The organism is Mycobacterium malmoense (assembly GCF_019645855.1).
Lineage (GTDB): Bacteria > Actinomycetota > Actinomycetes > Mycobacteriales > Mycobacteriaceae > Mycobacterium > Mycobacterium malmoense.
Map to the genome: position 1 here is coordinate 2717949 of NZ_CP080999.1, position 14147 is coordinate 2732095.

Genomic DNA, 14147 nt, shown 5'->3' on the forward strand with positions numbered 1-14147 from the left:
ATTGGGGTCGGTTCAATTGTTTTTCGCAAAGTTCGCCGGGCCTGAGAAGAGCCTGGAGAGCGATTCGACGGTCGAGGTGACCTCCAATGGCGCGGACCACGCTCGGCTTCGGGCGAATCCGGGCACCGACTCGGCACCCGATGCCGTGCACGATGACGAGGATCTCGCCCAGCTCAAGGCGCTGGGATTCCAGTCGGAGTTCAGGCGCGAGATGAGCCCGTGGGCCAACTTCTCGTTGGGCTTTACCTACCTGTCGCCCGTGGTCGGCATCTACACAGTGTTCGCATTCGCGTTGGCCACCGCCGGTCCGCCGATGATCTGGAGCCTGCTGATCGTCGGCGCGGGGCAGATGCTAGTGGCGCTGGTCTTCAGCGAAGTGGTGGCACAATTCCCGGTGGCCGGTGGCGTCTATCCGTGGGCGCGACGGCTGTGGGGACGCAAATGGGCGTGGATGACGGGCTGGATCTACATGTTCTGCCTATTAGCGCTCATCGCCGACGCCGCCTTCGGCGCGGGCCCGTACGTGGCCGCCATGTTCGGCTTCGACCCTTCCGTGCAGGCCAAGATCTATTGCGCCCTGGCCGTATTGGCGGTGGCCACGCTCATCAACCTAACCGGCACCAAGGTGCTGGGCTACTTCGCGATCTTCGGCTTCAGCGCGGAGCTCATCGGCGCGCTGGTGGTCGGCGTTTGGCTGCTGCTCACGCACCGGCACCACGGGCTCGGTGTGCTGTTCCACAGCTTCGGCGCCGAAGGCAATCACAGCTTCCTCTCCGCGTTCCTGGCCGCCAGCCTGATCGGCCTCTACCAGTTCTTCGGATTCGAGGCATGCGGCGACGTTGCCGAGGAGGTCCGCAACCCGGGTGTGCAGATTCCAAAGGCGATGCGACGCACCATCTACATCGGCGGCGCCGCATCGACATTCGTCTGCCTGAGCCTGATCTTGTCGGTCGCCGACTTCGGCGCGGTAATCCGCGGCGAGGACACCAATCCGATCTCGACAGTTCTCACAAGCGCCTTCGGCGACATCGGATCCAGGATCGTGCTGGGTGTCGTGTTGATCTCGTTCGTGTCGTGCGCGCTGAGCCTGCAGGCGGCCGCCAGCCGGCTCATCTTCTCCTACGGCCGCGACGGCATGATCGTCGGTTCCCGGCTGTTGGCGCGATTCGACCGCAAGCGACATGTGCCGCCGTTCGCCCTGCTGGCCGCGGTCATCGTCCCGGCGACACTGATCATCGGTTCCATCGTCTCCGAACACCCGCTCAACAAACTCATCAGCTTCGGCACCGTCGGCGTCTATCTCGGCTTCCAGATGGTCGTGCTGGCCGCCCTGCGGGCCAGGATCAAAGGCTGGAAGCCAACCGGCAAATACCAGCTGGGCCGCTGGGGAATGCTCGTCAACGTCGGCGCCTTGCTCTACGGCGTCGCGGCCATCGTCAACGTCTGCTGGCCCCGAACACCCGATGCGCCCTGGTACGACAACTACGTGGTGCTGCTGATGTCGGGAATCATCATCGGGTTCGGCCTCTTGTACGTGGCGTTCAGCCGGGCCCACGTCAACAGCGATGCCCCACATGCTGACGCGATTCCATCGCGGTGAGGCGGCGGGGAGTGCGCCGGAGGTCGGGAATGCCCGCGGCGCCGAACGATCGACGGGTGTCGAAGCGCTGCCGCATTCTCGCGCCTTGCTTAGGCTGAGTCGAGGTGTCACCTACCGCTAGGGAATGGCAGGATCCGAGGACATGCTTCTTACGCCGCACGAGCAGGAGCGACTGCTGTTGTCTTACGCCGCCGAGCTGGCCCGTCGCCGCCGCGCCCGGGGCTTGCGCCTGAATCACCCGGAGGCGATTGCCGTCATCACCGACCACATCCTTGAAGGCGCGCGCGACGGCCGCACCGTCGCCGAGCTGATGGCAAGCGGCTGCAACGTGCTGGGCCGTGTCGACGTGATGGAGGGAGTGCCGGAGATGCTCGCCGACGTGCAGGTGGAAGCGACGTTTCCGGACGGCACCAAGCTGGTCACCGTCCATCACCCGATCGCATGATTCCCGGTGAAATCCTTTATGGCAGTGAGGATATCGAGATCAACGCCGCGGCACAGCGGCTGGAGATGCGGATCGTCAACACCGGCGACCGCCCCGTACAGGTCGGCAGTCACGTCCACCTGCCGCAGGCCAACGCGGCGCTGTCGTTCGATCGTGCCGCGGCCCATGGCTACCGCCTGGACGTTCCGGCGGCCACCGCGGTGCGCTTCGAACCCGGTGTGGCCCAGACCGTCCGGTTGGTCGCTCTGCGGGGACGGCGCGAGGTGCACGGCCTGACCCTAAACCCGCCCGGACGGCTCGACCCCTCATGACGCGGCTGTCCAGGGAACGCTACGCGCAGCTTTTCGGTCCCACCACCGGCGACCGGATCAGGCTGGCCGACACCGACCTGCTGGTCCAGATCACCGAAGACCGCAGCGGGGGACCGGGATTGGCCGGCGACGAGGCGGTGTTCGGCGGCGGCAAGGTGCTGCGCGAGTCGATGGGCCAGGGCCGGGCGACCCGGGCCGAGGGCGCGCCCGACACCGTCATCACCGGCGCGGTGATTATCGACTACTGGGGAATCATCAAGGCCGACATCGGGATTCGCGACGGTCGCATCGTCGCCATCGGCAAGGCCGGTAACCCCGACATCATGACGGGCGTGCATCCGGACCTGGCGGTCGGGCCGTCCACCGAAATCATCGGCGGCAACGGACGAATCCTCACCGCGGGCGCCGTCGACTGTCACGTGCACCTGATCTGCCCGCAGATTATCGTCGAAGCACTCGGCGCCGGGATCACGACGATCGTCGGCGGTGGCACCGGCCCCGCCGAGGGAACCAAGGCCACCACCGTCACCCCCGGCGCATGGCACCTGGCCCGGATGTTGGAGGCACTCGATGGCTGGCCGGTGAACTTCGCGCTGCTGGGCAAGGGAAACACCGTCAGCGCCGAGGCGTTGTGGGAGCAATTGCGGGGCGGCGCGGCGGGTTTCAAGCTGCACGAAGATTGGGGATCAACCCCGGCGGCCATCGACGCGTGCCTGACCGTCGCCGACGCCGCCGGGGTGCAGGTGGCGCTGCACACCGACACCCTCAACGAGATGGGCTTCGTCGAGGACACCCTGGCCGCGATCGCCGGCCGCTCGATTCACACCTATCACACCGAGGGCGCCGGCGGCGGCCATGCTCCCGACATCATCACCGTCGCGGGGAAACCCAACGTGCTGCCCAGTTCCACCAGCCCGACCCGACCGCACACGGCGAACACCCTCGACGAGCATCTGGACATGCTGATGGTCTGCCATCACCTCAATCCCGCGGTGCCCGAAGACTTGGCGTTCGCCGAGAGCCGGATCCGGCCGTCCACCATCGCGGCCGAGGACCTGCTGCATGACCTGGGCGCGATCTCGATGATCGGCAGCGACTCCCAGGCGATGGGCCGGGTAGGTGAGGTGGTGCTGCGCACCTGGCAGACGGCGCACGTGATGAAACGCCGTCGCGGTGCGCTGCCCGGCGATGGCTCCGGGCCTCATGGCGCCGACAACAATCGGGTGCGGCGCTACGTCGCGAAATACACCATCTGCCCGGCCATTACGCACGGCCTCGAGCACGAGATCGGCTCGGTGGAGGTAGGTAAGCTCGCCGATCTGGTGTTGTGGGAACCGGCGTTCTTCGGGGTGCGCCCGCACGCGGTGCTCAAGGGCGGCATGATCGCGTGGGCGGCAATGGGCGACGCGAATGCGTCCATACCCACCCCGCAGCCGGTGTTGCCGCGGCCGATGTTCGGCGCGGCCCCAACCGCCGCGGCGGCGACCTCCGTGCACTTCGTCGCGCCGCAGGCCATCGACGCCGGCTTGGCCGAAAGGCTCGCCATCACAAGGCGATTGCTCCCAGTCGGCAACGTCCGCGCCGTCGGGAAGGCGCAGCTGCCGCTCAACGACGCCCTGCCCGACATCCAGGTCGACCCGGACACCTTCACCGTCCGCGTCGACGGCGAAGTCTGGCCGGAGCAACCGGCGGCCGAGCTTCCCATGGCGCAACGATATTTCCTGTTCTGATGACCTCCCTCGCGACACTGCTCACGCTTGCGGACTCGCGACTGCCGGCCGGTGCCCACGTGCACTCCGGCGGTATGGAAGAGGCCGTCGCCAGTGGCCTGGTGGCCAACCTGGAGACGCTAGAAGCCTTCTTGCACAGGAGGATCCGCAGTCACGGGTTGGTCACCGCGTCGATCGCCGCGGCGGTGCATCGGGGTGACCTCAGCGTCGGCGATGCCGATCAGGAGGCCGATGCCCGCACGCCGGCCCCGGCGGCACGGTGGGCGTCGCGCAGCCAGGGCCGGGGACTGGCACGACTGGCACGACGGGTATGGCCGCACGCCCGGTGGGACGACATCGGCCCCCACCCACACCTTGCCGTCGCTGCAGGACGGGTCGGCGCCGTGGGTGACCTGAGCCCCGACCAGACCGCGCTGGCGATCGTCTACACCACGATGACCGGCTCGGCTACGGCCGGCCAGCGGCTGCTGGCTTTGGACCCGGCCGACGTGGCGGCCCTGACGTTCCGGCTCGCGGGCCCATGCGAACGCACCGCCACGGAAGCAACCACAGGCCTGGCCGACTTGTCCGATCCGTTGCTCGACGCGCTGGCGCAGCGCCACGCCGAACGCGAGCGGCCCCTATTCGCATCCTGAAAGGCTTGCCATGCACGACCATCCGCACCCGCACGTTCCAGTCGACCGTCCAAAAAGGCTCCGGCGGCCGGGCGAGCCGCTGCGCGTCGGCGTCGGGGGACCGGTCGGCTCCGGCAAGACCGCGCTGGTCGCCGCGCTGTGCCGGCAGTTGCGGGGCGAGCTGTCGCTGGCGGTGCTGACCAACGACATCTACACCACCGAAGACGCCGACTTCCTGCGCAAGAATGCGGTGCTGCCCGACGACCGGATCGTGGCCGTGCAGACCGGGGGCTGCCCGCACACCGCGATCCGCGACGACATCACCGCGAATCTGGATGCCATCGACGACCTGATCGCCGCCCACGACGCGCTCGACCTGATTTTGGTCGAATCCGGCGGCGACAACCTGACGGCCACCTTCTCGTCGGGGCTGGTGGACGTCCAGATCTTCGTCATCGACGTGGCCGGCGGCGACAAGGTGCCGCGCAAGGGTGGACCCGGGGTGACCTACTCGGACCTGTTGGTAATCAACAAGACTGACCTAGCACCGCTGGTGGGCGCCGACCTGCAGGTGATGGCCGACGACGCCGACGCGGTGCGTGACGGCCGGCCCACGGTGCTGCAGTCGCTGGCCGAGGACCCGGCCGCGACGGACGTGCTGGCGTGGGTTCGCGCCCAACTGCGCGAGCCGGTCGGCCTTTGATGCGCTCCCGCGTCCTGCTGGTCGCATCCCGGGACCGGTTGCCGCGCATTCAATGCTGCGGCGGTGTGGCCGCCCGCTGCACCCGGCCCGACACGGTGCACCTGGTGTCGGCGGCCGCCACCCCGTTGGGCGGGGACACCATCGACATCCGCGTGATCGTCGAACAAGGCGCCCGGCTGAAACTGCGCAGCGCCGCGGCCACCGTAGTCTTGCCCGGGCCGGGCACGCCGACGTCGCGCGCAAGCTGGGAGATCGAGATCGCCGGCAGCCTCGACGTGGACCTCGAGCCCACCGTGGTCGCGGCCGCGGCCGCGCACCTGTCCAGCGTGGCCCTGTGCCTGCGCGACGAGGGCCGCGTCCGATTGCGCGAGCGGGTGCAGATTGGCAGATCCGGTGAGCGGGAAGGGTTTTGGTCGGGGTCTCTGCACGCCGACTTGCCCGATCGTCCGCTGCTGCGGCACCGGGTGGAACTGGGCACCGGCTCGCTGGCCGACGACGCCATCGCGGCCCCGCGTGCCGCGATCAACGAATTACGTTATCCTGCAAATGATTTCAGTGCAACCAGCATTGACAACGGATCGACCGTGCTGACGTTGGCGGGTGGCGGGATTCTGAGCACCTGGCAGGCCGACCGGCTGCCCGGTTAACTGGCCACCCGAGCGGTTCCCGCCGAGCCGCGGGCCTCGGCGGCCAGTTCGGCCAGTTGTTCGAGCCGCGTGCGCGCGAAGGCCTGCTGGTCGGTGATGGTCAGCTGGCCGCGCCGGGTGCTCAGGAAGGTCACCGTCCAGGACAGCAGCGTGGTGATCTTGGTCTTGAACCCGATCAGGTACACCAGGTGCAGCACCAGCCACATCAGCCAGGCGATGAAGCCGCTGAACTCCAGCGGACCGATCTTGGCCACCGCGGAAAACCGCGACACCGTGGCCATGGACCCCTTGTCGAAGTACTGGAAGGGCTCACGCGCCGCCGGGTCGGCCCCGCCGAGTTCGGCCTTGATCGTGTTGGCGACGTACTTGGCACCCTGGATGGCGCCCTGCGCCACGCCCGGCACGCCCTCGACGGCGGCCATGTCGCCGACGACGAACACGTTGGGATGCCCGGGGACGGACAGGTCCGGCAGCACCTTGACCCGCCCGGCCCGGTCGAGCTCGACCGACGACTGCTCGGCGAGGTCCCTGCCCAACCCGCTGGCCTGGACGCCCGCGGACCAGACTTTGCAGGCGGACTCGATGCGCCGGATGGTGCCGTCGGAGTCCTTGACCGTGATGCCGTTGCGGTCCACGTCGGTGACCATCGCACCCAGTTGGATCTCGACGCCCAGCTTCTGCAACCGTGCGGCCGCCCGCTGACCGAGCTTTTCGCCCATCGGCGGCAACACCGCGGGCGCGGCGTCGAGCAGGATCACCCGCGCCTTGGTGGAGTCGATGTGCCGGAACGCACCCTTCAGGGTGTGTTCGGCCAACTCGGCGATCTGCCCGGCCATCTCGACGCCGGTGGGACCGGCGCCGACCACGGTGAACGTCAGCAGCTTCTTGCGGCGCTCCGGGTCGTTCGACCGCTCGGCCTGTTCGAAGGCGCTCAAAATCCGGCCACGCAACTCCAGCGCGTCGTCGATCGATTTCATGCCCGGCGCGAATTCGGCGAAGTGGTCGTTGCCGAAGTACGACTGGCCGGCGCCCGCGGCGACGATCAGGCTGTCGTAGGAGGTTTCGTAGGTGTGGCCGAGCAAGTCGGACACCACGGTCTGGTTGGCCAGGTCGATGCCGGTGACGTTGCCCAGCAGCACCTGGACGTTGCGCTGTTTGCGCAGCACGACCCGGGTGGGCGGAGCGATCTCTCCCTCGGAGATGATCCCGGTGGCCACCTGGTACAGCAATGGCTGGAAAAGGTGGTGGGTGGTGCGCGCGATCAACTTGATGTCGACGTTGGCGTGCTTAAGCTTCTTTGCCGCATTCAGCCCGCCGAATCCCGATCCGATGATGACGACTTGATGACGACGCTCCGGTCCAGCTGTGGTTTCTGGATGGGGGCTCATGTATACGTTGCTCCTGACGGGGCTTCTGGACGGGCGGTTTCAGTTAGCTACCACGGTAGTAAGACAGGTACCCCGAAACCCAGGTACTAAGCGTGTGTAATTAACCACATCGGGGGGATCGGGCCTGGTCACCGGACGTGATGCTCGTCATGCCCGACGCCGCGGGCACCCGGTTACAGGCCGACCAGCGGGTGCAGCGCTTCCCCGGCCGCGTGGATGACACCCGGTGTATAGAAGGGAATGTTGATGATCAGCCCGTCGATTCCCGCGTCCAACACCTTGGTCTTGATCTGGTCAGCGACCGACTCGGCGCTACCCACCACCATGCGCTGGGTCATCTCGGCGGGGATCTGGTCCGGCTTGAAGTTCTCGTCGATAACCACCGTGGTCAGCGTGCTGGTTTCCAGCGTCGCCGGATCGCGGCCGACGTCCTCGCATCGCTGCTGCACAATCTTGAGCTTGGCGGGCAGCTCGTCGAACCCGGCGATGACATTGAGGTGGTCGAAGTGACGCGCGGCGAGCGGGATGGTCTTTTTCTCACCGCTGCCGCCGATCATCAGCGGGATGTGGTCGCGGAACCGCGGCTCGGCCATCGCCTCGTCGGTGCGGTACCACGTGCCGGAGAAGGTCGCTCGCTCGCCCTTGATCATCGGGAGGATGATCTGCAGCGCCTCGTCGAGCCGGTTGAACCTGTCGGTGAAGGTGCCGAACTCGTATCCCAGCTGATCGTGTTCGAGCTGGAACCAACCGGTGCCGATGCCTAAAATCGCCCGGCCCTGGCTCACCACGTCGAGGGTGGTGATGATCTTGGCCAGCAGGGCCGGATTGCGGTAGGTGTTGCCGGTCACCAAGGTGCCCAGCTGCACCCGTTCGGTAGCGGTGGCCAGCGCGCCCAGGGCCGTGTAGGCCTCCAGCATCGGCTGGTCGGGGTCGCCCAACATGGGCAGTTGGTAGAGGTGGTCCATGACGAAAACCGAGTCGAATCCGGCCGATTCGGCCTCGCGGGCCTGGGCGATGACGGTGGGGAAGAGTTGCTCCACCCCGGTGCCGTAGGAGAAGTTGGGAATCTGCAAACCAAGTCGAATAGCCACGGGTTCCACCGTAGCGACCGACCCGGCGTGGGAAACAGCTCTGACGCGGTTACAGAAAGCGGCTCAGGCGAAACGAGTCAGTGCGCCGTGGCTGACGTGCAGCGTCTGGCCGGTGATGTGGCGCGCCGCGGGCGTGGTGAGGAACAGCGCCAAGCGGGCGACCTCCGCTGCGACCGGTGGCGGCGTGCGCGAAAGGCCCTCGTAACCGGCTTGGGCGCCGCGCCCGCTGGCCACCGCATTGACCGTGATCCCGCGGGTGCCGAAAATGCCCGCCTGCCCGGCGATCCAGTTCGAAAGTGCCGCTTTGACGGCGGCGTCGACGCTACCGGCGGGCGGGTTCTCGGTCACCACGCTGACGACCGAGCCACCGGAACGAAGATGATCGCCGATGGCCTGCACGGTCAGCACCACCGAAAGCACTGTCGCATCGAGCGCATTGCGCCATGCCTTGGCCGTGTCGGCCATCGAGTAGGTGCGCGGGTCCCCGGTGTTCCACGACGGCGCCGGCACGTTGACGATGGTGTCGAGGTGATGCGGGAACAACCCGCGAGCCTCCTCGAGGCTGGCCGGATCGGTGGTGTCGCAGACAATCGCGTCCACGTCGAGTTCTTTGGCGGCGACCTCCAGGTCGCTGCGGCGAGCGCCCACGAGGGTCACCTTGTGACCGTCATCGCGAAAGCCCTCGGCTACCGTGCGCCCGAGCTCGGTGTCTCCGCCGGTGACCAGCACCTCCACTGCCACGACCTCCTCGTGTTCAACGTTGAACCCAGACCCGGGCCGTCTCCGATGGCGGCACACCACAGGACCGATGCCTGGGATCTCGGCGTGTTACGGCGTCAATCCTTGCAGATGTTACTGGACAGTAGCTACTCGGCGAAATTCCGGATGCCACGACGCGCGGATGATTTGCATAAATATTCGGCCGCCACGGTTTTGCCCCGCTTGGGCGCCCCCGCTTGCCGGGCTGCCTCGGCGGTCCGCAAGCGGACCGCATCGTCGCCGGGCCCAGCCCAACCGCCCGCTGCCTCAGCGGTCCGCAAGCGGACCGCTGAGGCAGCGGGCTAGGGTTCACCCATGCGGCGGATCCGGATCCTGGCCGGTTTGGTATCGACGATGCTGGTAGCGGGCCTGGTGGCATGCGGTTCGAAATCACCCTCGTCGTCACCTTCCCAGCCGTCGCAGTCCTCCGGATCGATCGTGGTATTCGCCGCGGCCTCGCTGAAGTCCGCGTTCACCCAGATCGGTCAGCAGTTTAAAACCGACAATCCCGGCGACGGTGTCGAGTTCGAGTTCGCCGGCTCCTCGGAGCTCGCGACTCAGTTGACTCAAGGCGCGACGGCCGATGTGTTCGCGTCGGCCGACACCGCGCAGATGGACACGGTTGCCAAGGCCGGGTTGCTGGCCGGCAATCCGACGAACTTCGCCTCCAACACGCTGGTCATCGTCACCGCGCCGGGCAACCCCAAAGGGATCGGATCCTTCGCCGACCTCACCAAGCCCGGGCTCAACCTGGTGACCTGCCAGCAGCCGGTGCCGTGCGGATCGGCTACCCAGCGCATCGAGGACAGCACGCGGGTGCGCCTCAACCCGGTCAGTGAGGAACCCAGCGTGACCGACGTCCTCAACAAGGTCACCACCGGGCAGGCCGACGCAGGACTGGTCTATGTCACCGACGCCCACAGCGCCGGAAACAAAGTGACCACCGTTAACTTTCCGGAGGCCGCCGGTGCGGTGAATGTCTATCCCATCGCGGTGTTGAAGAAGGCGCCGCTGCCGACGCTGGCGCAGAAGTTCGTGGCCCTGGTGACGTCCGACACCGGCCAGAAGATCTTGGCCCAATTGGGCTTTCAGAAACCGCAAGCCAAGCCCTGACCGCCAATCGTGCACCGGCCTACGGACCTGCCCCGCTGGGTGTATATTCCCGCCGCCGTGGGGACCGTCTTCGTGGCGCTGCCGCTCGTGGCGATCGCGGTCAAGGTCGACTGGCCGAATTTCTGGTCACTGATCACCAGCTCGTCGTCGAAGACGGCGCTGCTGCTCAGTCTGAAGACCGCCACCGCCAGCACCGCGCTGTGCGTGGTACTGGGAGTGCCGATGGCGGTGGTGCTGGCCCGCAGCGGGGCGCGCCTGGTGCGGTTGCTGCGACCGCTAATCCTGCTGCCGCTGGTGCTGCCGCCGGTGGTGGGTGGCATTGCACTGCTCTACGCGTTCGGCCGGCTCGGATTGATCGGGCAGTACCTGGAGGCCGCCGGCATCAGCATCGCGTTCAGCACCACCGCCGTGGTGTTGGCCCAGACGTTCGTCTCGCTGCCGTTTCTGGTGATTTCCCTCGAAGGCGCCGCCCGCACCGCGGGAGCCGACTACGAGGTGGTGGCCGCGACGCTGGGCGCACGCCCCAGCACGGTGTGGTGGCGAGTCACCCTGCCGCTGCTGCTGCCGGGCATGGTGTCGGGCGCGGTGCTGGCGTTCGCCCGCTCGCTGGGGGAGTTCGGCGCGACACTGACGTTTGCCGGTTCCCGGCAAGGGGTGACCCGCACCCTGCCGCTGGAGATCTACCTGCAGCGGGTGACCGACGCGAACGCGGCCGTGGCGTTGTCGATCCTGCTGGTAGCGGTGGCGGCGTTGGTGGTGCTGGGCCTGGGCGCCCGCCGGTTGACCGGGACCGATGCCAGGTAGCCGACCGTGAGCAAGTTGCAGCTTCGCGCCGTTGTCGCGGAACGCCATGTGGACGTGGAGTTTTCGGTGTCCGCGGACGAGGTGCTGGCCGTGCTCGGACCCAACGGCGCGGGCAAGTCGACAGCCCTGCACGTCATCGCCGGCCTGGTGCGCCCCGACGAGGGCGTGGTGCGGTTGGGGGATCGGGTGTTGACCGACACGGCGACCGGGGTGAACGTGGCGACGCACGACCGCCGGGTGGGGCTGCTGTTACAGGACCCATTGTTGTTTCCGCACATGAGCGTTGCCGCCAACGTGGCGTTCGGACCACACAGCCGCCGGGGAATGTTCCGCTCGGCTCGCGCCCACCAGAGAGCGACGGCGCTGCGCTGGCTGCGCGAGGTGGATTCCGAGCAGTTCGCCGCTCGAAAACCGCGGCAACTCTCCGGCGGCCAAGCCCAGCGAGTCGCGGTCGCGCGGGCGTTGGCGGCCGAGCCCGACGTGCTGTTGCTCGACGAGCCGCTGACGGGGCTCGATGTCGCCGCGGCCGCGGGCATCCGCGCGATGCTGCGCGCCGTGGTCCGCCGCACCGGCTGTGCGGTAATCCTGGTCACCCACGACCTGCTGGACGTGTTCACACTGGCCGATCGAGTGCTGGTGCTCGAATCCGGAAGGATCGCCGAGACCGGCCCGGTGGCCGACGTGCTCACCGCGCCGCGCAGTCATTTCGGGGCCCGGATCGCGGGCATCAACCTGGTCAACGGGACCGTCGGCCCCGACGGCTCGCTGCGCTCCCGCTCGGGCACACGCTGGCACGCGATCCCAGCCCAACAAATGCGCGACCAGCTCGGCCCCGGGTCGAACGCGGTCGCGGTGTTCCCGCCCACCGCGGTGGCCGTGTATCGAGACCGGCCGCACGGAAGCCCGCGCAATACGGTTGAGGTGACCGTGGCGGAGCTGGGCATCCGCGGGTCGGCGGTCTTGGTGCGGGGCCAAGAGCAGCCTGACGGGGCGCCTGGCCTGGCCGCGGAAATCACGGTCGACGCCGCCGCGGAGCTGCGGCTGACGCCCGGGGAGCGGGTCTGGTTCTCCGTCAAAGCTCATGAGGTGACGTTGTATCCGGCGCCTCGATGACCTGCGTCGACCGCGGGGCAGGTCGCACATCGGCAACATTGGAAAAACCGCATCGCATCGTCAGCAAGGCACCCTTGCCTCACGGCGGTAACACGGTAGGTTCGTCGCCATGGATCAGGTGGACCCGAACTCGACGTGTCGCCAAGTACCGTGGGCGACGCTGGCGATTGCGGCGGTGACCAGCGCTTTTGCCGTCGCCATCGCATTGCCGCCGACCTCGAACGCCGATCCGGAGCCCGCACCCCCGCCGCCGTCGACCACTGTGGCGGCACCGCCACCCGCGCCAGCAACCGCGACGCCCCCGCCGCCTCCGGGCGCCCCCGGCTCGCCGCAGGCCCAACCGGGTGATCCCAACGCGGCGCCACCGCCACCAATCGATCCCAACGCGCCGCCGCCACCAGCCGATCCGAACGCGCCCCCGCCACCGGCCGTGGACCCGAACGCCGGCCGGATCGGCAATGCCGTCGGCGGATTTAGCTTCGTCCTTCCGGCGGGCTGGGTGGAGTCAGACGCGTCCCACCTCGACTACGGCTCGGAGTTGCTGAGCAAGACCACCGGCCAGCCGCCGATGCCCGGGCAGCCGCCGCCGGTTGCCAACGACACCCGGGTCGTGATGGGCCGGCTGGACCAAAAGCTTTACGCCAGTGCCGAAGCCAACGACGCCAAGGCCGCGGTCCGGCTGGGCTCGGACATGGGCGAGTTTTTCATGCCGTATCCCGGCACCCGGATCAACCAGGAAACCACCCCGCTGACCGGCGCCAATGGGATCACCGGAAGCGCGTCGTACTACGAGGTCAAATTCAGCGATCCGTCCAAGCCAAACGGCCAGATCTGGACGGGTGTAGTCGGCTCGCCCGCGGCGACCACGCCTAACGCCGGGCCCCCGCAGCGCTGGTTCGTGGTCTGGCTCGGGACCTCGAACGACCCGGTGGACAGGGGCGCGGCCAAGGCACTGGCCGAGTCGATCCAGCCGTGGATAGCCCCGCCGCCGGCACCGTCTCCGGAAGCCCCCGCTCCGGTCCCAGGCGCACCGGCGCCCCCACCGGCACCCGGTGCACCGGCTCCGCCCCCAGCTCCGGGCCAAGCGCCCGCGGGAGAAGTCACCCCGACTCCTACATCGGCACCGCGGGCGGTCTTACCGGCCTAACCTTGGGCCGGGGTTTGCCCATCGTCGCCAATTCGGCACTCAATTCGTTACGCAAACCGGGTATACCGAAATCACGGCCCAGCAATCGAGCTGGGCTTTGCCGGCGATTGCAAGGAGACCCGCATGAACGTCATGGCAGCGACCGAATATCTTGCCCGCTCCACCACGCTGACGAGCGTCGGGGTGATTGGTTACATCATCATCGGTGGTATCGCGGGCTGGGTAGCCAGCAAGATCGTCAAGGGCAGCGGATCCGGAATCTTGATGGACATCGTGATCGGCATCGTGGGCGCGCTGATTGGTGGCTTCATCCTGAGCTTCTTCGTCAACACCGCGGGCGGCGGCCTCATATTCACCTTCTTCACCGCGCTGCTCGGCGCGGTGATCCTGCTCTGGATCGTCGGCATGGTGCGACGGACCTAGCCCGGTTGACCCTAGGTTTAACGCAGGTTCAACTCAGCCCTCGATTCGGTTAACGAGCTGCCAGGGTTCGATGACAGGCTCTTGGCCGTCACGGTACCGCGACAACACCACGGCCAAGATGACCTGCGAGAGCCGGTGGCCAAGCTGAGGGGTGGGGATGCTGGGGCTATCAGACCTGCGGTGATGACGCTCGCGGCGCCCCACCAGCGCAACAACTCTGGCGGTCACGTGGGGGTGAGCTACTGGACGTACCTGGAAA

At 67.5% G+C, this 14147-nt stretch carries 15 protein-coding genes; 12 read left to right on the forward strand and 3 right to left on the reverse strand.

The features are described 5' to 3' along the window. The first annotated feature begins 16 nt into the window (after window positions 1-16). From K3U93_RS12565 to K3U93_RS12595, 7 genes are all read left to right on the forward strand, one after another. Window positions 17-1600, forward strand: a complete 1584-nt coding sequence (locus tag K3U93_RS12565) for an APC family permease (protein ID WP_230981205.1) — start codon at window positions 17-19, stop codon at window positions 1598-1600. Between the two features lie 142 nt (window positions 1601-1742). Then, a complete protein-coding gene (locus K3U93_RS12570; RefSeq protein WP_071512303.1) occupies window positions 1743-2045 on the forward strand; it encodes an urease subunit gamma in 303 nt (100 codons plus the stop codon). Then, window positions 2042-2356: an urease subunit beta gene (locus K3U93_RS12575; protein WP_071512255.1), complete on the forward strand. Its 315-nt coding sequence runs from the start codon at window positions 2042-2044 to the stop codon at window positions 2354-2356. Before K3U93_RS12570 ends, K3U93_RS12575 begins: the two co-directional genes overlap by 4 nt. Beyond that, window positions 2353-4086: an urease subunit alpha gene (locus tag K3U93_RS12580; protein ID WP_071512254.1), complete on the forward strand. Its 1734-nt coding sequence runs from the start codon at window positions 2353-2355 to the stop codon at window positions 4084-4086. The genes K3U93_RS12575 and K3U93_RS12580 overlap by 4 nt, the downstream gene beginning before the upstream one ends. After that, complete coding sequence (locus tag K3U93_RS12585) at window positions 4086-4721, forward strand: urease accessory protein UreF (RefSeq protein WP_083009619.1); 636 nt, start codon at window positions 4086-4088, stop codon at window positions 4719-4721. The genes K3U93_RS12580 and K3U93_RS12585 overlap by 1 nt, the downstream gene beginning before the upstream one ends. Window positions 4722-4731: 10 nt before the next feature. Then, on the forward strand, window positions 4732-5403 hold the full coding sequence (gene ureG, locus K3U93_RS12590; protein ID WP_071512252.1) for an urease accessory protein UreG: 672 nt from the start codon (window positions 4732-4734) through the stop codon (window positions 5401-5403). After that, window positions 5403-6050, forward strand: a complete 648-nt coding sequence (locus K3U93_RS12595) for an urease accessory protein UreD (RefSeq protein WP_083009617.1) — start codon at window positions 5403-5405, stop codon at window positions 6048-6050. Before ureG ends, K3U93_RS12595 begins: the two co-directional genes overlap by 1 nt. Here the strand turns inward: K3U93_RS12595 and K3U93_RS12600 are convergent. The 3 genes from K3U93_RS12600 to K3U93_RS12610 all read right to left on the reverse strand — a co-directional run bounded on the left by K3U93_RS12600 (window position 6047) and on the right by K3U93_RS12610 (window position 9270). Next, window positions 6047-7438, reverse strand: coding sequence for an NAD(P)/FAD-dependent oxidoreductase (locus K3U93_RS12600; protein ID WP_071512250.1), 1392 nt, complete (start codon window positions 7436-7438; stop codon window positions 6047-6049). The genes K3U93_RS12595 and K3U93_RS12600 overlap by 4 nt on opposite strands. Window positions 7439-7611: 173 nt before the next feature. After that, window positions 7612-8529 (reverse strand): LLM class F420-dependent oxidoreductase, encoded by a 918-nt coding sequence (locus K3U93_RS12605; protein WP_083009798.1) that lies wholly within the window; start codon window positions 8527-8529, stop codon window positions 7612-7614. A gap of 63 nt (window positions 8530-8592) precedes the next feature. Beyond that, on the reverse strand, window positions 8593-9270 hold the full coding sequence (locus tag K3U93_RS12610) for an SDR family oxidoreductase (RefSeq protein WP_071512249.1): 678 nt from the start codon (window positions 9268-9270) through the stop codon (window positions 8593-8595). Window positions 9271-9603: 333 nt separating this feature from the next. Between K3U93_RS12610 and modA the strand changes: the two genes are divergently transcribed. The 5 genes from modA to K3U93_RS12635 all read left to right on the forward strand — a co-directional run bounded on the left by modA (window position 9604) and on the right by K3U93_RS12635 (window position 13888). Further along, window positions 9604-10401, forward strand: coding sequence for a molybdate ABC transporter substrate-binding protein (modA, locus tag K3U93_RS12615; RefSeq protein WP_083009614.1), 798 nt, complete (start codon window positions 9604-9606; stop codon window positions 10399-10401). A gap of 9 nt (window positions 10402-10410) precedes the next feature. Further along, window positions 10411-11205, forward strand: a complete 795-nt coding sequence (locus K3U93_RS12620; protein WP_139796782.1) for an ABC transporter permease — start codon at window positions 10411-10413, stop codon at window positions 11203-11205. Window positions 11206-11211: 6 nt separating this feature from the next. Continuing rightward, window positions 11212-12318 carry a sulfate/molybdate ABC transporter ATP-binding protein gene (locus K3U93_RS12625; protein WP_083009610.1) on the forward strand — a complete coding sequence of 369 codons (1107 nt, stop codon included), beginning with the start codon at window positions 11212-11214 and terminating at the stop codon, window positions 12316-12318. A 109-nt stretch (window positions 12319-12427) separates the two neighbouring features. Beyond that, window positions 12428-13465, forward strand: a complete 1038-nt coding sequence (locus tag K3U93_RS12630) for an alanine and proline-rich secreted protein Apa (protein ID WP_083009609.1) — start codon at window positions 12428-12430, stop codon at window positions 13463-13465. 123 nt (window positions 13466-13588) lie between these two features. Next, a complete protein-coding gene (locus K3U93_RS12635; protein WP_071511856.1) occupies window positions 13589-13888 on the forward strand; it encodes a GlsB/YeaQ/YmgE family stress response membrane protein in 300 nt (99 codons plus the stop codon). Window positions 13889-14147: the final 259 nt, after the last annotated feature.